Here is an 18,242-nt window from a genome sequence, read left to right as displayed (position 1 = left end):
TAAGTCTCACCACGGCACCACCGTAATCTCCGGCCAGCACGCCTTCGCCCTCGCCCCCTTGGCCTCATGCGTGCGCCTGTTATCCATCAGCCGGTTGGGCGTGATGCGAAACGCGAAGAGGTCATCCAGCCCGAACGGCGCCACGACCTCAAGCTGCCCATCGGCATCGTATCGCACCCCGACCGCATGCGTCTTCGAAGCAAAATAGCTCACCGACTCGCTGGAACTCGTATAGCGCGGGCAGGGCTGGCCGAATTTCTGCGGATACCACAGATGCACCCGTGCCTGGTTGCGCACCTCGGCCGGCAGAGCCAGCCCCTCGAAATGCTGCGCGGCTCGACGGATGACCGCGTCCTCGGCCTCGTAGGACAGGTCGCTGTCATCGAAGTAGAAGAGATCGACATCCTTGATGCCGTAGCCCGGCGCCTTGCCGGTCAGGTGGTTCCAGACGCTGTTGTAGAGCGCGCCGGACACCACCAGCCAGTCCGGCAACGCCAGCGTGCGGGCCCGCTCCAGCGCGTCGCTGACGAGCGCATCCGCCAACACCATGGGGAGAAACGCTTCGCGCTGGGCTTCGAACGGCAGACCGGAATAGCGCAGATGGTCCATCGCCCTTTGGAGAGCGATTCGCAACTGCCGGCAATCCTCAGAAGCAATTCCAGGAAAAGTGTGTAGCGGTTTTACTGGGAAAGCGCGCCGCGCTTTCCCTAAGACGCGCTTTCCCTAAGAATTGCGTGAAGTCGAAATACGTAGGGCGGCGTTAGCCGCTCTACGTTCTCAGCATGCCGCCCGTTTGCTTGCCGACATTGTCGACGATGCGCTTGGCCAGCGCCTCGAAATCCTCGTCGGTGAGCGTCTTTTCAACCGGCTGGATAGATACTTCGATGGCAATCGACTTCTTGGCGGTCCCGAGAGATGCCCCCTCGAACACATCGAACACCGAAACGCCGGTGACCAGCTTCTTGTCGGCGGCGAGCGCCGCGCGCACCAGCGCGCCGGCCTCCACCGTCTTGTCGACGACGAAAGCAAAGTCGCGCTTCACCGCCTGGAAGGCGGACAGCTCCAGCTTTGGCTTGGTTTTCGTCGGCTTGGCCTTCGGCTCGGGCACGGCGTCGATATAGACCTCGAAACCGCAGATCGGTCCGGAAACGTCCAACCCCTCCAGCGTCTTCGGGTGGAACTCGCCGAAGGTGCCGAGCACTGTCTTCGGGCCGAGCTTGATCGTGCCGGAGCGGCCGGGATGATACCAGGCCGGACCGCCTGGCTCGATCTGCAGCCTGTCGACCGGCGCGCCGCAGGCTTCCAGCGCTGCAATCGCGTCGGCTTTGGCGTCGAACACGCCGACCGGACCGGAATTGCCGGCCCAACTGCGGCCGGAACCGTCGAGCTTGGCGGTGCCGCGGCGCACACCGGCGGCAACGCGCCGCTGCTGGTCGGGGCCGTCGCCCTCATAGGTACCGGAGACCTCGAACAGCGCGACATCGCCGATGCCCTTGTCGGCATTGCGCTGCGCGGCGACGATCAGGCCGGGCAACAACGAGGGCCGCATATCGGACATGTCGGCTGCAATCGGATTAGCGAGCTTCAGCGCCGTCTGGCCGCCGCCGAACAGTTCGGCGTGTTTGGCCGGGATGAACGACCAGGTGAGAACCTCCAGCATGCCCCGCACGGCGAGCGAGCGCTTGGCAGTGCGGGTGCGAACCTGCAGCGTCGTCAGTATCTTGGAGTTGACCGCGTCATGCGCGCCGAGCGGCTGCGGCGCGATGTTGTCGACGCCGTGGATGCGCATCACTTCCTCGACCAGGTCGGCCTTGCCGTCGACGTCAGGACGCCAGGACGGCACAGCGACATCGACGACGTCGCCCGAGCCTGACGGCTTGAAGCCGAGGCGGGTCAGGATGTCGAGGCTTTCCGCCTTCGGCACCTCGATGCCGGTCAGCCGCTTCACTTCCGAGATCGGGAAGGAAACGATCTTCGGCTTGTAGCCGGCATAGCCGACCACCTCCGTCTCGGTCGGCTCTCCGCCGCAGAACTCCAGCACCAGCTTTGTCGCCAGCTCGACGCCGGGCACAATGAATTCCGGGTCGACGCCACGCTCGAAACGGTAACGGGCATCGGTGATGATGCCGAGCGTACGGCCGGTGCGGGCCGTGGTGATCGGATCCCAAAGAGCGGATTCGATCAGCACGTCCGTGGTGTTCTCGTCGCAGCCGGAATGCTCGCCGCCCATGACACCGGCGATCGATTCGACGCCATTGTCGTCGGCGATCACGCAGATCTGCGGCGTCAGCGTGTATTCGCGCCCGTCAAGCGCCAGCACCTTCTCGCCGTCGCGTGCGCGGCGCACGACGAGATTGCCGGCGACCTTCTTGGCATCGAACACATGCAGCGGCCGGCCACGGTCGAAGGTGACGTAGTTGGTGATGTCGACCAGCGCGCTGATCGGGCGCAAGCCGATGGCGATCAGCCTTTGCTGCAGCCATTTCGGCGACGGCCCGTTCTTCACGCCTTTCACCAGGCGCAGCGCGAAACCGGGGCAGAGCTCCGGCGCCTCGATGGTCACCTTGACCGGCGTTTCACCTTTGCCAAGGACCGCTTCGACCGGCGCGGTCTTGAGCCGGCCAAGCCCGCTTGCCGCCAGGTCCCGGGCGACGCCGTAAATGCTGGTCGCATCCGGCCGGTTCGGCGTCAGATTGATCTCGATCACCGGATCGTCGAGATGCGCGTAAGCCGCGAAGCTGGTGCCGACAGGCGCATCGGCCGGCAGGTCGATAATGCCATTGTGCTCATCCGACAGCTCCAGCTCGCGCTCGGAACACATCATGCCATGGCTCTCGACGCCCCGGATCTTGCCGACGGTCAGCGTCACGTCGATACCGGGCACATAGGCGCCGGGCGCGGCGAAGGCGCCGATCAAGCCGGCGCGGGCATTCGGCGCACCGCACACCACCTGGACAGGGGCTGCGCCATTGCCGGTGTCGACGGTCAGCACCCGCAGCCGGTCGGCGTCGGGATGCTGCACCGCCGTCAGCACCTTGGCGATGACGAACGGCTTCAGGCCGGCCTTGTCGTCGACATGCTCGACTTCGAGGCCGATCGAGGTCAGCCTCTCGACGATCTCGTCGAGCGTGGCGTCGGTGTCGAGATGATCCTTGAGCCAGGAAAGGGTGAGTTTCATCACTATGTTCCGTTTTGTCTGTACCCGCCCGGACCTTGTCCATCGGGTCTGGGTACGCTTGTCTTCAAATGGCGCGGCAAGTCGTCGGGCATATGCACGAAGGGCAGCTGCTCGCGCACATAGGCATGGTGCGTCGGCCGGAAATAGGCCGGCATGTCCATGGCGCCCAGCATGAAATAGATGTGGTCTTCCAGCCGCTCGTCGACATAGGCGATAGGCGAGCCGCAAATGCCGCAGAACGAGCGCGTCACCGGCCCGTTCTCGTACATCTTCAGCGCCTTGCCGGTGAAAGCCACCTGCTCGGTCAGGAAGCCGACAAAGGCCGACACCGGCGCGCCGCTGGCGCGCCGGCAATCGCCGCAATGGCAATAGCTGATATGGTGCGGTTCGACTGATGCCTCGAACCGTACCGCGCCGCAGCGGCAGCCACCCGTGTGCGGCGCCGTCATGCGGAAAGACCTCCGAACAGCGTCGGCATGTCGAGCGGCCTGAAACCGTAATGCGACAGCCAGCGCACATCGGCGTCGAAGAAGGCGCGCAGGTCCGGCATGCCGTATTTCAGCATGGCGATGCGGTCGATGCCCATGCCCCAGGCAAAGCCCTGATATTCGTCGGGATCGAGCCCGCCGGCGCGCAGCACATTGGGGTGGACCATGCCGCAGCCGAGGATCTCCATCCAGTCGGAGCCTTCGCCGAATCGCACTTCGCCGGGCCGCGAGCGGTCGCACTGGATGTCGACCTCGAGGCTGGGCTCGGTGAACGGGAAAAAGGACGGCCGGAAGCGCATCTTGACCTGCGGCACCTCGAAGAAAGCCTTGCAGAATTCTTCCAGCACCCACTTCATGTTGGCGACATTGGCCGATTTGTCGATCACCAGCCCCTCGACCTGATGGAACATCGGCGAGTGGGTAGCGTCGGAATCCTGCCGGTAGGTCTTGCCGGGAATGACGATGCGGATCGGCGGCTTCTGCTTCTCCATGGTGCGGATCTGTACCGGCGAGGTGTGCGTGCGCAACAGCTTGCGCTCGCCCTTTTCGTCCGGCTGGAAAAAGAAGGTATCGTGCATCTCGCGCGCCGGATGCCCTTCGGGGAAATTCAGCGCGGTGAAATTGTAATAGTCGCTCTCGACATCGGGACCTTCTGCGATGGCAAAGCCGAGATCGCCGAAGATCGCCGCGATCTCGTCGATGACCTGGCTGATCGGATGGATGCGGCCGCGCTCGGCCGGCGATTGCCGCACCGGCAGCGTCACGTCGACCGTCTCGGCGGCAAGGCGCGCCGTGACCGCCACATCCTTCAGCTCGACCTTGCGTGTCGTCAGCGCTTCGGTGACGCGGTTCTTCAGGCCGTTGATCGCGGGGCCCTTGACCTGGCGCTCCTCGGCGCTCATCGCGCCCAGTGTCTTCAGCAATTCCGAGATCGACCCCTTTTTGCCGAGAGCCGCGACGCGCACGGCTTCGATAGCAGCCTCATCGGCGGCCGACGCGACGTCGGCCATCAGGGAGTTTTCGAGAGTATCCAAGCCGGTAGCTATGTCGTTCACGGTCAAACTCGCTGTGTTGGGAGTCAACTTTGAGGTGAAAGTCACTTTCAAGTTGAAAGTTCAGCCATAAGAAAAACCCGCGCCAGCCGTGCCAGCGCGGGTTCCCCAATCAGAATTGCGAATGCTGGGAAGCGCTGGTCTTAGGCGACAGCGCTTTCAAAAGCATTCGGGGTGGTGTTCTTCAGATATTCGAGCGCGACCTTGGCCTTGGCCACGAGTGCGGCGAACGCCTGCGGTTCATGGATGGCCATGTCGGACAGGATCTTGCGATCGATCTCGATACCGGACTTGTTGAGGCCGTCGATGAAGCGGCCATAGGTCAGGCCATGCTCGTGCGTCGCGGCGTTGATGCGCTGGATCCACAGCGCGCGGAACGAGCGCTTGCGGTTCTTGCGGTCGCGATACGCATACTGCATCGACTTTTCGACCGCCTGCTTGGCGATGCGAATGGTGTTCTTGCGGCGGCCGTAGAAGCCTTTCGCGGCTTTCAGGACCTTCTTGTGCTTGGCGTGCGAGGTGACGCCTCTTTTTACGCGTGCCATGTCATGATCTCCTTAAACGCTGTTCCTGAAACCGAATGCTCAGAGGCCGTTCGGCAGAAAATTCTTGATGACCTTCTTGCCATCCGGTTCAGCCAGAACCATCGTGCCGCGGGCATTTCGAATGAACTTGTTGGAACGCTTGATCATGCCGTGACGCTTGCCGGCCGCAGCCGACAGGACTTTACCCGTACCTGTGATCTTGAACCGCTTCTTGGCGGCCGATTTGGTCTTCATCTTGGGCATTTTGCTACTCCGTATTGGTGGCGCACAATCGCGCTTCTTGTTCGCTTCGGGCGGACCAAAAGCCCGAAAAGCAAATGAAACCGCCACGGCATGCCCTGCCGGGCGGTTTTCTTGGAACGGCGGTCCTATACTTCAAAGCGGGCTGGCGCGCAACACCCGAGCGGCTGCGACGCTCTGTCTTAATTCACGGTGCAAGCCTGGGCTCCGATAGGTGGGTCGAGATTCAGGTCAGGCCGAGCCGAAAACGGCTGATGCCGAGAACCGGAGCGGAGCGTACTTAAGTACGTGAACACCGGAAGCGCAGGGATCGGCCGTTTGCAGGTCGGCCTCACCTGAATATCAGCCTACCTAGGGGAGCCTGAACAGCACCGGGAGTATACCCGATTGCTGGGCGCCATCGATGGTCTCGAACACCGGCAACGCCACCAGAAACACCAGCCCGTCGAGCAAGGTGGTCAGCAAGAGGCGCGGCTTGAAGCTGCCGGTGTCGCCTTCCTGGTAGAGCGACAGCTTGGGGAAGAAACGCGGCACCCGCGCCAGATAGGCTGTGTAGGGCGCGCCGAGAACCTCCTTGAGATACCGTTCCTCGCGCAGGATGACGATGTGGAAGGCGCCGGCGCACAAAAGCGCAAACAGGACGATGCCGGAGAACGAGCCGATCTGCGCCCCGACGCCGGCGGCGGCAACGGTCGAGAACACGTAGAGCGGATTGCGGGTGATCGAATAGGGTCCGCCGGTGACCACTTCGGAGGATTTGCGCCCGCCGATATAGAGTGTCGACCACAAGCGGCCTACGACGCCAAGGAAGATCAGCAGCACGCCGACCATCTCGATCGTTTCATGCACCGGGGTATCGGGCGGGAAGGTCGACTGGCCGAACAGCAGTGCCGCAAACAGCACCACCACCAGCACCGCAAGGACCATGCGGCGCATGTGCTGGTAGCCGCCCAGCTCCTTGATGGGCGCAGGGTTGATTTCATTGGCCATGTCGGGAATCCGATCGTCGAGAAGCTTTGCCGGCGATCGCGGCGTCTGGACAGGAGAATCGGCGTCCCGCCGATCGCCGGGACGCCATGAGACAGGATTCAGGCGGATTTAGAGCGCAACGCCCGAACTGATCTAGCGCGGCGCCAGCACCATCATCATCTGGCGGCCTTCCAGCTTCGGCTCGGCTTCGACCTTGGCGATGGTAGCCGTCTCCTCGCGCACCTTGTTCAGGAGCTGCATGCCGAGTTCCATATGCGCCATCTCGCGGCCGCGGAAGCGCAGCGTCAGCTTGACCTTGTCGCCTTCCTCGAAAAAGCGCCGCACGGCCTTCATCTTGGTTTCGTAGTCATGGCTGTCGATGTTCGGGCGCATCTTGATCTCCTTGATCTCGATGACCTTCTGGTTCTTGCGCGCCTCGGCCGCCTTCTTCTGGTTGGCGTATTTCAATTTGCCGAGATCGAGAATTTTGACGACAGGCGGCACCGCATTGGGCGAGATCTCGACCAGATCGAGCCCTGCCTCTTCGGCGAGCAGCAATGCGTCGTTGATGGAAATATCGCCGCGGTTCTGGCCATCGGCGTCGATCAGCTGGACCCGGGGAACCCGGATATCACGGTTGGAGCGCGGGCCATCTTTGGTGGGCGCCGCTGCTTTGAAAGGTCTGCGAATGGTCGTGGTCTCCTTGGCCGTTTCGTTCAGGGTTTCAATCTAGAATGTTCAGGACGCGCCAATGTGGTGAGCGCGCGGGCGGAGTCAATAGCACAGCGCTGACAGAAAATCACCCTGATCGCAGGCCTGCACCAAACAAAGGATGTCGCGAGCACTTTCCGCCTCGCCTGTGCCTGTGTCAAAAGACCGGCGAGTAAAATCAGGCTCCCACAATCAGGCCCCCAGAACCAGGATTGATCCACAGCCATGACCGCGACCACCCCAACCCTACTGGATGTCGACGGCATTGATATCGCGGTTCGCCATTCCTCGGGCGCAACGCCCGGCGTCGTCTGGCTCGGCGGCTACAAATCCGACATGCTGGGCACGAAGGCGCAAACGTTGTCGGATTGGGCGGCCAGGGAAGGCCGCGCATATCTGCGCCACGACTATTCCGGCCATGGCGAATCCGGCGGCGCCTTTGCCGACGGCACCATCTCGAAATGGCTTGGCGAGAGCCTCGCCGCCTTCCGGCGTTTCACCGAGGGCAAGCAAATCCTGGTCGGCTCGTCGATGGGCGCCTGGATCGCGCTGCGCATGGTGCAGGAAATGCGCAAGGCGGGCGACAGCAATGTGGTTGGCCTGGTGCTGCTCGCGCCGGCGCCGGATTTCACCGCCGAGCTGGTCGAGCCGGCTCTGACGGAGGAACAGAGGCGCGACCTCCGGGAGAAAGGCTTTTTCGAAGAACCTTCGGACTATTCCGCCGAGCCTTACATCTACACAAGCGCGCTGATCGAGGACGGCAGGGCGAACCGGGTCATGACCGGGCCGATCGATACCCATTGCCCGGTCCACATCCTGCAGGGTCTGGCCGACGCCGACGTGCCGGCAAGCCATGCGCTGAAGCTGGTCTCGCTGCTGCCAGCCGACGACGTCACCTTGTCGCTCATTCCCGACGGCGACCACCGCCTGTCGCGGCCGCAGGATCTCGACATGCTGCTGAGGGCGGTGGGCGACATGGTTCAGCGGGCGGGGTAGGCAAGAATGCGCATTTCCATCCCGATATCCGCCTTTGTCGCGGCAATCGTCGGCTTCGGCGGCACGCTCGCCGTCGTCATTGCCGCCGCCAAGGCGGTTGGCGCCACCCAGGCCGAGACCGCGAGCTGGGTGACAGCAGTGTGCGTGGCGATGGCGATCGAATGCCTGTGGCTGTCCTGGCGCACGAAAATGCCCATCATCACCGCCTGGTCGACACCAGGCCTGGCGCTGATGGCGGCATCGAGCGGCTTTACCATGGCCGATGCGGTCGGCGCCTTCATCGTCACCGGCCTAATGTTGATCGCCACCGGCCTGTTCAAGCCGCTGACCCAGCTTATATCAAGGATACCGACGTCGGTCGCGTCCGGCATGCTGGCCGGCATCGTCGTCACCTTCGCGCTCAATGCCGTCAAGACCATTCCGGTCGACCCCTGGTTGATCCTGCCGCTGATCGCGGCCTTCTTCGTCATTCGCCTGTTCAACCCGGCGCTGTCGGTGCTGGCGGTGCTGATCGGCGGCGGCATCGCCGCCTTCCTGACAGGCCGCGTCGGCGGACTGCCGGCGCCGGAACTGTCGACGCTGACGCTGATTGCCCCGCATTTCAGCGCCGCAGCTGTCATCGGCCTGGCGCTGCCGCTCTACCTCGTCACCATGGCGTCGCAGAACCTGTCGGGTCTCGCCGTCTTGCGCGCCGCCGGCTATCACCCCGAACCCGGCCCGCTGATCGGCGTCACCGGCCTGTTCTCGCTGCTGTCGGCGCCGTTTGGCGGCTCGACCACCAATCTGGCCGCGATCTCTGCGGCGATCTGCACCGGGCCGGACGTCCATCCCGACCCGGCCGAGCGCTGGAAGACCGGACCCTTCTATGCACTTGCCTATCTGATCTTCGCGGTTTTCGGCGCCTCGCTGGTGGCGATCTTCGCAGTGCTGCCGCAAAGCCTGATCGTGCTGGTGGCCGGCCTGGCGTTGATGGGGTCGCTGGCCAACGCGCTGGCGATCGCGCTCAAGGACGAGGACCAGCGCATGGCGGCTACTGTCACCTTCGTTGTCACCGCGTCGGGGCTGACTTTGTTCGGCGTTGGCGCCGCCTTCTGGGGCTTGGTCGCCGGCCTGGTCGTGCTTTTCCTCGAAGCGGTCAAAAAGCGATAATCGATTCAGGACCTTGTCCGGTTTTGGCGGACGTTGTCTTGAATCGCCGTTTTTCTCATCCCATTTCGAATCCACGCAGCCGCTCTTGGCTGTCTCCAACCGAAGGAATGGGAGAAAATGAACACATCCGCATTGATCCGCCCGGCCTGGACGCCGGCGACCATCGCGCTGATGGTGATCGGCTTCATGGTGTTCTGGCCGCTTGGCTTCGCCATGCTCGCCTACATCATCTGGGGCGACCGGCTTGACGGCTTCAAGCGCGACGTCAACCGGGCCACCGACGGCATCTTCGCCGGCTGCCGTCGCGGTTCCGACAAGGCCGCGCGCTGGGGCCACGGTTCGGCCCGCACCGGCAATGTCGCTTTCGACGACTGGCGCGAGAAGGAACTCGAACGCCTCGCCGAAGAGCGTCGCAAGCTCGATGAGATGCTGAGCGAGTTCGATGAGTACGCCCGCGAATTGCGCCGCGCCAAGGACCAGGACGAGTTCGACCGCTTCATGGCCAACCGCAACAAGTCGACAGCGCCTGCAAAGACAGGCTCGGCCGAAACGGCCAAGCCCGCGACGCCCAAGCGCAAGGGCCCGAACCTGCTTGACGACTGAGGCTGCGCGCATGACCCCGAAAATCGAAACCGATTTTCGGAAAGGTTCATGCGCCGAATTAGAGTGCTACAGCGTCCTTTGCGCGTCAGAGACGCGCGGCGCTCTAAGACAGGCCTTGGCATGATGGACGGCGTCGCGCGAGCGGCGCCGTTTCTTTTTTGTTCTGGTCGTTTTCCTCGAATCGCGTATCGTTCAGCCATGTCCTTCGGCTTTTTCCGCAACCTGACCAAACCAAAACCCTCGCCTGTCGAAGAGCGAGAGCACGTCGTTGCCGGCCGCACACTGCCGCTCAGGATCGTCGAGAGCGCCCGCGCACGGCGGCTGACGCTGCGCATCGATTCGGGCGGCCAGGGGCTGCGCATCACCGTGCCGCCGGGCTTGCGCCGCGGCGAGGTGGAGAAATTCCTTCACCGCCACCAGGACTGGCTGGAGCAGCGTCTGGCCAAGGTGCCGACACGGCCGCAAGTGCGCCCCGGCATCAAGATCCCGATACGCGGCGTCGCGCATCGCATCGTCCACGAACCGTCGAAACGCGGCACCGTCACCGTGTCGCGCGACGAGCGCGGTCCGCTGCTGATCGTCCATGGCGAGCGGATACATTTGCCGCGCCGCATCGCCGATTTCCTCAAGCGTGAGGCCAAGAAGGACATCGAGAAGCTGGTGGTCAAGCATACCGAGGCCATCGGCAAGCGCGCCAAGGCGATCCGCTTCAAGGACACGTCGAGCCGCTGGGGCTCCTGCACTTCCGACGGCAATTTGTCCTTCTCATGGCGCATCATGATGGCGCCGACGCCGGTGATAAACTACTTGGTCGCGCATGAGGTGGCGCATCTCAAGGAGATGAACCACGGCCCGAAATTCTGGAAACTGTGCGAGCAGCTCTGCCCCGACACCGACCGCTGCAAGGACTGGCTGAAGCGGAATGGTGGGGCATTGCAGGCGATTGTGTTCGATTAGCCTGCGCCAGCGCCGCGCTCAATCATCATTGGCCGCATTAAGCTCTTCAGGCCGCAGCCCTTCGTCGCCATGGCGCGGCCATGGCAGGAAATTCTGCTCGAACGCATCGCTGCCGAAATAATCCAGGACCCGGTGCGCTTCCGCCCCGTCGAAGGCGGCCTTTTGCATCAGATGGGCGATGACGTCGCGCGCTTGCGCGATCTTCTGCCTGAGTTCGGCTATGCTCTGGTCGGCCATTCGTCTGCTCCGCCTTCCTTCTCCCATCAATAGGTAGCGCCTTTGGCGTTGCCGGCAAACAGCATGCTTTTTCTCGACTCTTGGCCGGTTTCGTGCCAAGCCCCGCGCCATGGCGCTCGATATCAAGATCTGTGGATTGAAGACCGATGAGGCAATGGCCGCGGCCCTGGCCGGCGGCGCCAGCCATGTCGGCTTCATCTTCTTTGCTAAAAGCCCGCGCTATGTCGAGCCTGCGGCAGCCGGCCGCCTGCGCGAGGCGGCAATCGGCAAGGCCAGGGCGGTCGCCGTGACGGTCGATGCCGATGACGCGTTCCTGGATGAGATCGTCGCAAAGATGCGCCCCGACATGCTGCAGTTGCACGGCACGGAGACGCCCGAGCGGGTGGCCGAGGTGAAAGCTCGCTACGGCCTGCCTGTCATGAAGGTGTTCTCCGTCAGTGAGGTAGCCGATCTCGAGCGGCTAAAGCCGTTCATCGGCGTTGCCGATCGCTTCATGTTCGATGCCAAGCCACCAAAGGGCTCGCAACTTCCGGGCGGCAATGGCGTCGCCTTTGACTGGCGCATCCTGGCCGGCCTTGACGCCGGGCTCGATTACATGCTTTCCGGTGGGCTCAACGCCGCCAATATCGGCGACGCCCTGATATCAGCCAATCCGCCCGCGATAGACATTTCGTCGGGGGTGGAAAGCGGCCCGGGCGTCAAGGATCCGGCGCTGATCGAGCAGTTCTTCCGGGCCGTCAGGGCCGCGCGCGACGACCGCGCTGCCTGAGGCACTTCTTTCGAACCCGAGCATGTTCCGGAGAAGTGGGAACCGGTTTTCCGATAAGACATGCTCAGAACCAAGACCAGGAGATCGGCGATGAACAAGCCGGCGACACCCAATTCCTTCCGCACGGGACCCGACGAACAGGGCATGTTCGGCATCTTCGGGGGCCGCTTCGTGGCCGAGACGCTGATGCCGCTGATCCTCGACCTCGAACGGCACTGGAACGAGGTCAAGAACGATCCGGACTTCAAGGCCGAACTGACCGACCTGTCGACCCATTATGCCGGTCGGCCATCAAAGCTGTATTTCGCCGAAGGGCTCACAAAACACCTTCGTGAGGTTTCCTCGGCGAAGGGCCTCGGGGGCGGCGCCAAAGTCTACTTCAAGCGCGAGGATTTGAACCACACCGGTTCGCACAAGATCAACAACTGCCTCGGCCAGATCCTGCTCGCCAAGCGCATGGGCAAGAAGCGCATCATCGCCGAGACGGGCGCTGGTCAGCACGGCGTTGCCGCGGCCACGGTCGCGGCGCGCTTCGGCTTTCCCTGCGTCGTTTATATGGGCGCCACCGATGTCGCCCGCCAAAGCCCCAACGTCTTCCGCATGAAGCTGCTCGGCGCCGAAGTGCGGCCGGTGACCGCCGGTCACGGCACGCTGAAGGACGCCATGAACGAAGCGTTGCGCGACTGGGTCACCAATGTCGAGGACACTTATTACCTGATCGGCACTGCCGCCGGCCCGCATCCCTATCCGGAGCTGGTGCGCGACTTCCAGTCGGTGATCGGCATCGAGGCGCGCGCCCAGATCCTCGAACAGGAAGGCCGGCTACCCGACACCATCATCGCGGCTGTCGGCGGCGGCTCGAACGCCATCGGCCTGTTCCATCCGTTCCTGGATGACAAAGAAGTCCGCATCATCGGCATCGAAGCCGGCGGCCGCGGCCTTGACGGCATCGAGCATTGCGCCTCGATGAATGCCGGCGCGCCCGGCGTGCTGCACGGCAACCGCACCTATCTCTTGCAGAACGCCGACGGCCAGATCCTCGACGGCCATTCGATCTCAGCCGGCCTCGACTATCCCGGCGTCGGCCCCGAACATTCCTGGCTGCGCGATTCCGGCCGCGTCGAATATGTGCCGATCCTCGACGACGAGGCGCTGGAAGCCTTCAAGCTGACGACGCGCGTCGAAGGCATCATCCCGGCGCTGGAATCCGCCCACGCCATCGCGCATGCGGTGAAGATCGTGCCTGATATGGACAAGGACCAGATCGTCATCGTCAACCTGTCGGGACGCGGCGACAAGGATGTGCACACAGTGGCCTCGATGCTGGGCATGGAGATCTGATCATGGTGACCCGCATCGACCGCCGCATGGCAAAACTGAAAGCCGAGGGCCGCCCGGCGCTCGTCACCTATTTCATGAGCGGCGACCCCGACTATGACACCGCTTTGTCGATCATGAAGGCGCTGCCCAAGGCCGGCGCCGACATCATTGAAATGGGCATGCCGTTTTCCGATCCGATGGCCGATGGACCGGCGATCCAGGCCGCTGGCCTGCGGGCGCTGAAAGGTGGCCAGACCCTGGTCAAGACGCTGAAGACGGCGGCTGATTTCCGCGCCACCGACAATGAAACGCCGATCGTGCTGATGGGCTACTACAACCCGATCTACATCTACGGTGTCGATCGCTTCCTCAAGGACGCCATCGCCAGCGGCATTGACGGGCTGATCGTCGTCGACCTGCCACCGGAGATGGACGAAGAACTCTGCATTCCGGCGCTGAAGGCCGGCATCAACTTCATCCGCTTGGCAACGCCGACCACCGACGACAAGCGCCTGCCCAAGGTGCTGCAGAATACGTCGGGCTTCGTCTATTACGTGTCGATGACCGGCATCACCGGCTCGGCTTTGGCCGACACCGGCAAGGTTGCCGCCGCGGTCAAGCGCATCAAGGGCCACACCAATCTGCCGGTCTGCGTCGGCTTCGGCGTCAAGACCGCCGAGCAGGCGCGCATTATCGGCGCCAATGCCGATGGCGTCGTCGTCGGCACCGCGATCGTCAACGCGGTCGCCAATGTGTTGGGACCGAAGGGCGAGAAGACCGCCGACCCGGCCGAGGCCGTCGCCACCCTGGTCAGCGGACTGTCTCAGGGCGTGCGTTCGGCCCGCCTTGCTGCTGCCGAATAGTTTCCCTACTTAGGCCTTGTGCAAGTCGTTATCCCAAAACCGGTTCCCACTTTTGGGCGACATGCACGAGCCAACTCTTCGTCAGGACAGGAGCCGAAGCGATGAACTGGATCACCAATTACGTTCGCCCGAGGATCAATTCGATGCTCGGTCGGCGCACCGACATGCCCGAGAATCTCTGGATCAAGGATCCCGAGACCGGCGAGATGGTGTTTCACAAGGACCTGGAATCCAACCAGTTCGTCATCCCGTCATCGGGCCATCACATGAAGATTTCGGCCAAGGAACGGCTGAAATTCTTCCTCGACGACGGCAAATACGAGCAGCTTGAGAACCCCAAGGTCATGCAGGACCCGCTCAAGTTCCGCGACGAGAAGCGCTACACGGACCGGCTGAAGGACGCCAAGGCCAAGACCGGCCTGGAAGACGCCATCATCAACGCGCTGGGCACGGTCAAAGGCCTGCCGGTTGTGGTGACGGTGCAGGATTTCGCCTTCATGGGCGGCTCGCTCGGCATGGCCGCGGGTGACGCCATTGTGCACGGTTTCGAGGTCGCCTTGCAGCGCAAGCGGCCGCTGATCCTGTTTGCCGCCTCCGGTGGCGCGCGCATGCAGGAAGGCATTCTGTCCCTGATGCAGTTACCGCGCACGACGATCGGCGTCGACCGGCTGAAGGAAGCCGGCCTGCCATACATCGTCGTCTTGACCAACCCGACCACCGGCGGCGTTACCGCCTCCTACGCCATGCTGGGAGACGTCCACATTGCCGAGCCCGGCGCGCTGATCGGCTTTGCCGGCCCGCGCGTCATCGAGCAGACCATCCGGGAGAAACTGCCGGACGGTTTCCAGCGCTCCGAATATCTGATGGAGCACGGCATGGTCGATATGGTGGTGTCGCGGCTGGAACTGCGCGAGACGATTTCACGGCTGTTGAAAATCCTGCTCAAACTGCCGCAGGAGCAAAAGCCGCTGGAGCCGGAAATCCTGCCGCCGTCGGTCATCCCGACGGAAGCCCGCCCGCAAGCCTGACGCGACATTTCTGGCCGCAAACCGCGATTGCGTGCACCTGCGCGCATGCGTAGGATTCGCTCATGACAACGCTTGCCGCAGATCGTGAAATCGAAGCCCTGATGGCGCTGCATCCGAAAGGCTTCGACCTTTCGCTCGACCGCATCACAAGGCTGCTCGAACGCCTCGGCAATCCGCAGGAGCGGCTGCCGCCGGTCATCCATATCGCCGGCACCAACGGTAAGGGCTCGTGCGCGGCCTTTTCGCGCGCGCTGCTCGAAGCCGGCGGCCACCTTGTCCATGTCCACACTTCGCCGCATCTGGTGAACTGGGCCGAGCGCTACCGGCTGGCGGCCGAGGGCGGCGGCCGGCTGGTCGACGACGAGACCTTCGCCGAGGCCATCGCCCGCGTCGCCCGGGCCAATGCCGGCCAGAAGATCACCGTCTTCGAAATCCTAACCGCCGTCACCTTCATCCTGTTTTCCGAGCATCCGGCTGCCGCCGCCATCATCGAGGTCGGCCTTGGCGGCCGCTTCGACGCCACCAATGTCGTTGCCCGGCCGGCGGTGTCGGTGATCATGCCGGTGTCGATGGATCACGAAGCCTATCTCGGCGACCGGGTCGAACTGATCGCCGCCGAAAAGGCCGGCATCATGAAGCGCGGCTGCCCGGTGGTCATCGGCGCGCAGGAGAGCGAGACGGCGCTGCAAGTGCTGATCGAAACCGCCGAGCGGCTGGATTGCCCGACCTTCGTCTACGGCCAGGATTTTCTCGCCTTCGAGGAAAACGGCCGCATGGTCTATCAGGATGAGGACGGGCTGATGGACCTGCCGCCACCGCGCCTGCCCGGGCGCCACCAGTTCGCCAATGCGGCGGCAGCGATTGCCGCCGTCAAGGCCACCGGTTTCGAAATCAGTCATCGCGCCACTGAGAAGGCGATGGCGAGCGTCGCATGGCCGGGCCGCATGCAGAAACTGGTACAGGGCCGGCTGATGGAGCTGGCGCCCAAGGGCGCCGACATCTGGCTCGACGGCGGCCACAATCCGGGCGCCGGCATGGTCATTGCCGAGGCGCTGGCCGAGCAGGAGGAAAAGAACCCGCGGCCGCTGTTTCTGATCTCCGGCATGATCAACACCAAGGACCAGAGCGGCTACTTCCACGCCTTCAAGGGCCTGGCTCGGCACGTCTACACCGTGCCGGTGAGCATGAGCGATGCCGGCGTGCCGAATGACGAGCTGGCGGTGCGGGCGACCGAAGCCGGCCTCACGGCCGAACCGGTCAGTTCCGTCGCCAGTGCGCTGATGCTGCTGCGCGACACCTGGGACGGGCCGGCGCCACGCATCCTGATCGGGGGGTCGTTATATCTCGCCGGCGCGGTGCTGGCCGAAAACGGCACGCCGCCAACCTGAAGCCATTTCACTGCGAGGAGCCCATCATGATCAAGGTCAAGCAACTCGCCCATGTCTGCATCTTCGCGCATGATCTGGAAGCGACGCGGGCCTTCTACCGCGACGTGCTCGGCCTCGACACGCAGTTCAACTTCCTGCGCCACGGAAAGGTGTTCGGCTTCTACCTCAATTGCGGCGATCGCAGCCATGTCGAGGTGTTCCAGAAGGACGGCACCAGCCATAGCGAGCTCAACCAGATCAACCATTTCTGCCTTGAGGTGGAAAACATCGATGCGGCGATCGCCCACATCAAGTCGAAAGGCATTGATATCACGGCCAAGAAGCATGCCTGCGACGACACGTTTCAGGCCTGGATCCGCGACCCCAACGGCGTGAAGATCGAGCTGTTCGAATACACCGCAAAAAGCGCGCAATTCACCGGCGGGGATCGCATCGCCGACTGGTAGTATTTTGGCCCGGGGAATCTATCGGGCGGTTGCCCCTCGGGCAGAAGCCCCGATATGCTTGGCGAAGCATGGAGGCAAGCTCGAATGGTTGTGAAGTGTCTTGTTACCGTCGACAACGACCCGCCGGAGGAGCTGATATTTGAATATGCTCCGCGGGTCGGCGATCATGTGATGTTACCGGGAGCCATCGAGCCACCGCACCCAATTGTTCGAGTGGCCCACAGACCGACGCGCCCCAATGATGCATCCGGCCAGCCCAGTGTCGCGTATTTCGTAAGCCGAGAGACGTTTCTCTATCGTGTGTATACGGGCGCTATAGAGGGATATGGGCAGGTCCTGAAGCCCGCGACCGGACGGAAGCCCGGCAAGCCTAGGCAGGCCAAAAAAACCGTGGCTCAAACTAAATAGACATCGGCGGCCGCGGCACCAGTCTGAGGCCTATTTCAGCTCGATCTCGATGAAGGCGTATTCGCCGTCATTGGCGCTGATGACGTCGTGCTCGACGCCTTCCTTGCGGAAGTAGGGCGCGCCCTTCTTCATTTCAGCAAAACTCTCGCCGTCCTTGGTCACCAGCTTCACCTTGCCGTCCATCAGCGGCACCACGACGTAGTCATGGCCATGCCGGTGCCAGCCGGTGTTGTCGCCGGGCTGGAAGCGGTATTCGGTGACGATGACGCGCTCATTGTCGATGAAGACGGTGGCCTTGGCGGATCCGGTCATTCTGTTTCTCCCTGTCCTGCCTCAAGCAGATGACATGGAGTGCGCCGATGCGAGGGCCAGAGGCGGCCGGGCGATGACGCCAAAGAAAAAGCCCGGCGCGAGGGCCGGGCTTCGATCTCGGGAACTAATGCAGGTCGCCCAAAAGTGGTCCCGGTTTTGGGAGGACGACATGCATCAAAACAAAGCCAGATCAGGCGAGGCTGCCATTGATCCAGTGCGACAGCGCGGTCTTCGGCGCGGCGCCGACCTTCATGTCGGCGACTTCGCCGCCCTTGAAGATCATCAGCGTCGGGATCGAGCGCACGCCGAACTGGGCGGCAAGCTCGGGGTTCTCGTCGATGTTCAGCTTGGCGATCTTGATCTTGTCGCCGAGCTCATTGGCGATCTCTTCCAGCGACGGACCGATCATCTTGCAGGGGCCGCACCATTCGGCCCAGAAATCCACGACGACGGGCTGCGAGGCGTTGAGCACATCGGCCTGGAAATTGCTCTTGTCGACCTTGACGGTGGCCATGCGAAAATCCTTTCGAAACTTATCTCGCACCAAATGTGGTGGTTGAGCTGCCCTTCTTCAAGCAGAACT

21 protein-coding genes are annotated in these 18,242 nt (G+C 63.0%); 10 read left to right on the top strand and 11 right to left on the bottom strand.

Annotation, left to right across the window (positions count from 1 at the left end):
- Window positions 1-6 precede the first annotated feature (6 nt).
- From ACYG9R_RS10200 to infC, 8 genes are all read right to left on the bottom strand, one after another.
- On the bottom strand, window positions 7-609 hold the full coding sequence (locus ACYG9R_RS10200; RefSeq protein ID WP_023823995.1) for a nucleotidyltransferase family protein: 603 nt from the start codon (window positions 607-609) through the stop codon (window positions 7-9).
- Window positions 610-769: 160 nt separating this feature from the next.
- Window positions 770-3,178 (bottom strand): phenylalanine--tRNA ligase subunit beta, encoded by a 2,409-nt coding sequence (gene pheT, locus ACYG9R_RS10195; RefSeq protein WP_023823994.1) that lies wholly within the window; start codon window positions 3,176-3,178, stop codon window positions 770-772.
- Window positions 3,179-3,180: 2 nt separating this feature from the next.
- Window positions 3,181-3,627: a GFA family protein gene (locus ACYG9R_RS10190; RefSeq protein ID WP_023696009.1), complete on the bottom strand. Its 447-nt coding sequence runs from the start codon at window positions 3,625-3,627 to the stop codon at window positions 3,181-3,183.
- Window positions 3,624-4,676 (bottom strand): phenylalanine--tRNA ligase subunit alpha, encoded by a 1,053-nt coding sequence (pheS, locus tag ACYG9R_RS10185; RefSeq protein ID WP_032885996.1) that lies wholly within the window; start codon window positions 4,674-4,676, stop codon window positions 3,624-3,626. Before pheS ends, ACYG9R_RS10190 begins: the two co-directional genes overlap by 4 nt.
- A gap of 185 nt (window positions 4,677-4,861) precedes the next feature.
- The gene (gene rplT, locus ACYG9R_RS10180; RefSeq protein WP_023672281.1) at window positions 4,862-5,263 is read right to left on the bottom strand and encodes a 50S ribosomal protein L20; all 402 of its coding nucleotides are present in this window, start codon (window positions 5,261-5,263) and stop codon (window positions 4,862-4,864) included.
- 39 nt (window positions 5,264-5,302) lie between these two features.
- On the bottom strand, window positions 5,303-5,506 hold the full coding sequence (gene rpmI / locus ACYG9R_RS10175; protein WP_006201248.1) for a 50S ribosomal protein L35: 204 nt from the start codon (window positions 5,504-5,506) through the stop codon (window positions 5,303-5,305).
- A 348-nt stretch (window positions 5,507-5,854) separates the two neighbouring features.
- Window positions 5,855-6,493: a methyltransferase family protein gene (locus tag ACYG9R_RS10170; protein WP_023755491.1), complete on the bottom strand. Its 639-nt coding sequence runs from the start codon at window positions 6,491-6,493 to the stop codon at window positions 5,855-5,857.
- A 132-nt stretch (window positions 6,494-6,625) separates the two neighbouring features.
- Complete coding sequence (gene infC / locus ACYG9R_RS10165; protein ID WP_023744911.1) at window positions 6,626-7,162, bottom strand: translation initiation factor IF-3; 537 nt, start codon at window positions 7,160-7,162, stop codon at window positions 6,626-6,628.
- A gap of 246 nt (window positions 7,163-7,408) precedes the next feature.
- Between infC and ACYG9R_RS10160 the strand changes: the two genes are divergently transcribed.
- The 4 genes from ACYG9R_RS10160 to ACYG9R_RS10145 all read left to right on the top strand — a co-directional run bounded on the left by ACYG9R_RS10160 (window position 7,409) and on the right by ACYG9R_RS10145 (window position 10,888).
- The gene (locus tag ACYG9R_RS10160; RefSeq protein WP_023744912.1) at window positions 7,409-8,179 is read left to right on the top strand and encodes an alpha/beta hydrolase; all 771 of its coding nucleotides are present in this window, start codon (window positions 7,409-7,411) and stop codon (window positions 8,177-8,179) included.
- A 6-nt stretch (window positions 8,180-8,185) separates the two neighbouring features.
- Entirely contained in the window at window positions 8,186-9,328 is a 1,143-nt protein-coding gene (locus ACYG9R_RS10155; RefSeq protein WP_023672285.1) for a benzoate/H(+) symporter BenE family transporter, read from the top strand.
- Window positions 9,329-9,445: 117 nt separating this feature from the next.
- Complete coding sequence (locus ACYG9R_RS10150) at window positions 9,446-9,931, top strand: DUF2852 domain-containing protein (RefSeq protein ID WP_023672286.1); 486 nt, start codon at window positions 9,446-9,448, stop codon at window positions 9,929-9,931.
- Between the two features lie 198 nt (window positions 9,932-10,129).
- A complete protein-coding gene (locus ACYG9R_RS10145) occupies window positions 10,130-10,888 on the top strand; it encodes a M48 family metallopeptidase (RefSeq protein WP_023702070.1) in 759 nt (252 codons plus the stop codon).
- Window positions 10,889-10,906: 18 nt separating this feature from the next.
- On the opposite strand, the gene ACYG9R_RS10140 is transcribed toward ACYG9R_RS10145, so the two are convergent.
- Window positions 10,907-11,125 (bottom strand): hypothetical protein, encoded by a 219-nt coding sequence (locus tag ACYG9R_RS10140; RefSeq protein ID WP_023672288.1) that lies wholly within the window; start codon window positions 11,123-11,125, stop codon window positions 10,907-10,909.
- Window positions 11,126-11,234: 109 nt separating this feature from the next.
- Between ACYG9R_RS10140 and ACYG9R_RS10135 the strand changes: the two genes are divergently transcribed.
- From ACYG9R_RS10135 to ACYG9R_RS10110, 6 genes are all read left to right on the top strand, one after another.
- Window positions 11,235-11,894: a phosphoribosylanthranilate isomerase gene (locus tag ACYG9R_RS10135; RefSeq protein ID WP_023681392.1), complete on the top strand. Its 660-nt coding sequence runs from the start codon at window positions 11,235-11,237 to the stop codon at window positions 11,892-11,894.
- Window positions 11,895-11,984: 90 nt separating this feature from the next.
- On the top strand, window positions 11,985-13,235 hold the full coding sequence (trpB, locus tag ACYG9R_RS10130; RefSeq protein ID WP_023681393.1) for a tryptophan synthase subunit beta: 1,251 nt from the start codon (window positions 11,985-11,987) through the stop codon (window positions 13,233-13,235).
- Window positions 13,236-13,237: 2 nt separating this feature from the next.
- Window positions 13,238-14,077 carry a tryptophan synthase subunit alpha gene (gene trpA / locus ACYG9R_RS10125; RefSeq protein ID WP_023693067.1) on the top strand — a complete coding sequence of 280 codons (840 nt, stop codon included), beginning with the start codon at window positions 13,238-13,240 and terminating at the stop codon, window positions 14,075-14,077.
- Between the two features lie 101 nt (window positions 14,078-14,178).
- On the top strand, window positions 14,179-15,105 hold the full coding sequence (gene accD / locus ACYG9R_RS10120; protein ID WP_023672292.1) for an acetyl-CoA carboxylase, carboxyltransferase subunit beta: 927 nt from the start codon (window positions 14,179-14,181) through the stop codon (window positions 15,103-15,105).
- 62 nt (window positions 15,106-15,167) lie between these two features.
- The gene (locus tag ACYG9R_RS10115) at window positions 15,168-16,493 is read left to right on the top strand and encodes a bifunctional folylpolyglutamate synthase/dihydrofolate synthase (RefSeq protein WP_023672293.1); all 1,326 of its coding nucleotides are present in this window, start codon (window positions 15,168-15,170) and stop codon (window positions 16,491-16,493) included.
- A gap of 26 nt (window positions 16,494-16,519) precedes the next feature.
- The gene (locus tag ACYG9R_RS10110; protein WP_023823993.1) at window positions 16,520-16,939 is read left to right on the top strand and encodes a VOC family protein; all 420 of its coding nucleotides are present in this window, start codon (window positions 16,520-16,522) and stop codon (window positions 16,937-16,939) included.
- A 438-nt stretch (window positions 16,940-17,377) separates the two neighbouring features.
- Here ACYG9R_RS10110 and ACYG9R_RS10105 read toward each other — a convergent pair whose 3' ends face one another.
- Both ACYG9R_RS10105 and trxA read right to left on the bottom strand, forming a co-directional pair.
- Entirely contained in the window at window positions 17,378-17,659 is a 282-nt protein-coding gene (locus tag ACYG9R_RS10105) for a cupin domain-containing protein (protein ID WP_023681396.1), read from the bottom strand.
- A 190-nt stretch (window positions 17,660-17,849) separates the two neighbouring features.
- Window positions 17,850-18,173: a thioredoxin gene (gene trxA, locus ACYG9R_RS10100; RefSeq protein WP_023672297.1), complete on the bottom strand. Its 324-nt coding sequence runs from the start codon at window positions 18,171-18,173 to the stop codon at window positions 17,850-17,852.
- Window positions 18,174-18,242 lie beyond the last annotated feature (69 nt).

This window comes from Mesorhizobium sp. RSR565B (assembly GCF_054719465.1).
This window is presented reverse-complemented; position numbering and strand designations above follow the sequence as displayed.

What these genes read in the sequence shown, in the direction of transcription:
- trpB (WP_023681393.1), top strand. Translation starts at nt 11,985, where the DNA reads ATGAACAAGCCGGCGACACCCAATTCCTTCCGCACGGGACCCGACGAA.
- ACYG9R_RS10160 (WP_023744912.1), top strand. Translation starts at nt 7,409, where the DNA reads ATGACCGCGACCACCCCAACCCTACTGGATGTCGACGGCATTGATATC.
- ACYG9R_RS10105 (WP_023681396.1), bottom strand. Translation starts at nt 17,659, where the DNA reads ATGACCGGATCCGCCAAGGCCACCGTCTTCATCGACAATGAGCGCGTC.
- trxA (WP_023672297.1), bottom strand. Translation starts at nt 18,173, where the DNA reads ATGGCCACCGTCAAGGTCGACAAGAGCAATTTCCAGGCCGATGTGCTC.
- rplT (WP_023672281.1), bottom strand. Translation starts at nt 5,263, where the DNA reads ATGGCACGCGTAAAAAGAGGCGTCACCTCGCACGCCAAGCACAAGAAG.
- trpA (WP_023693067.1), top strand. Translation starts at nt 13,238, where the DNA reads ATGGTGACCCGCATCGACCGCCGCATGGCAAAACTGAAAGCCGAGGGC.
- ACYG9R_RS10155 (WP_023672285.1), top strand. Translation starts at nt 8,186, where the DNA reads ATGCGCATTTCCATCCCGATATCCGCCTTTGTCGCGGCAATCGTCGGC.
- ACYG9R_RS10190 (WP_023696009.1), bottom strand. Translation starts at nt 3,627, where the DNA reads ATGACGGCGCCGCACACGGGTGGCTGCCGCTGCGGCGCGGTACGGTTC.
- pheS (WP_032885996.1), bottom strand. Translation starts at nt 4,676, where the DNA reads ATGGCCGACGTCGCGTCGGCCGCCGATGAGGCTGCTATCGAAGCCGTG.
- ACYG9R_RS10145 (WP_023702070.1), top strand. Translation starts at nt 10,130, where the DNA reads ATGTCCTTCGGCTTTTTCCGCAACCTGACCAAACCAAAACCCTCGCCT.
- ACYG9R_RS10170 (WP_023755491.1), bottom strand. Translation starts at nt 6,493, where the DNA reads ATGGCCAATGAAATCAACCCTGCGCCCATCAAGGAGCTGGGCGGCTAC.
- accD (WP_023672292.1), top strand. Translation starts at nt 14,179, where the DNA reads ATGAACTGGATCACCAATTACGTTCGCCCGAGGATCAATTCGATGCTC.
- ACYG9R_RS10135 (WP_023681392.1), top strand. Translation starts at nt 11,235, where the DNA reads ATGGCGCTCGATATCAAGATCTGTGGATTGAAGACCGATGAGGCAATG.
- ACYG9R_RS10140 (WP_023672288.1), bottom strand. Translation starts at nt 11,125, where the DNA reads ATGGCCGACCAGAGCATAGCCGAACTCAGGCAGAAGATCGCGCAAGCG.
- ACYG9R_RS10150 (WP_023672286.1), top strand. Translation starts at nt 9,446, where the DNA reads ATGAACACATCCGCATTGATCCGCCCGGCCTGGACGCCGGCGACCATC.
- ACYG9R_RS10110 (WP_023823993.1), top strand. Translation starts at nt 16,520, where the DNA reads ATGATCAAGGTCAAGCAACTCGCCCATGTCTGCATCTTCGCGCATGAT.
- ACYG9R_RS10115 (WP_023672293.1), top strand. Translation starts at nt 15,168, where the DNA reads ATGACAACGCTTGCCGCAGATCGTGAAATCGAAGCCCTGATGGCGCTG.
- pheT (WP_023823994.1), bottom strand. Translation starts at nt 3,178, where the DNA reads ATGAAACTCACCCTTTCCTGGCTCAAGGATCATCTCGACACCGACGCC.
- ACYG9R_RS10200 (WP_023823995.1), bottom strand. Translation starts at nt 609, where the DNA reads ATGGACCATCTGCGCTATTCCGGTCTGCCGTTCGAAGCCCAGCGCGAA.
- rpmI (WP_006201248.1), bottom strand. Translation starts at nt 5,506, where the DNA reads ATGCCCAAGATGAAGACCAAATCGGCCGCCAAGAAGCGGTTCAAGATC.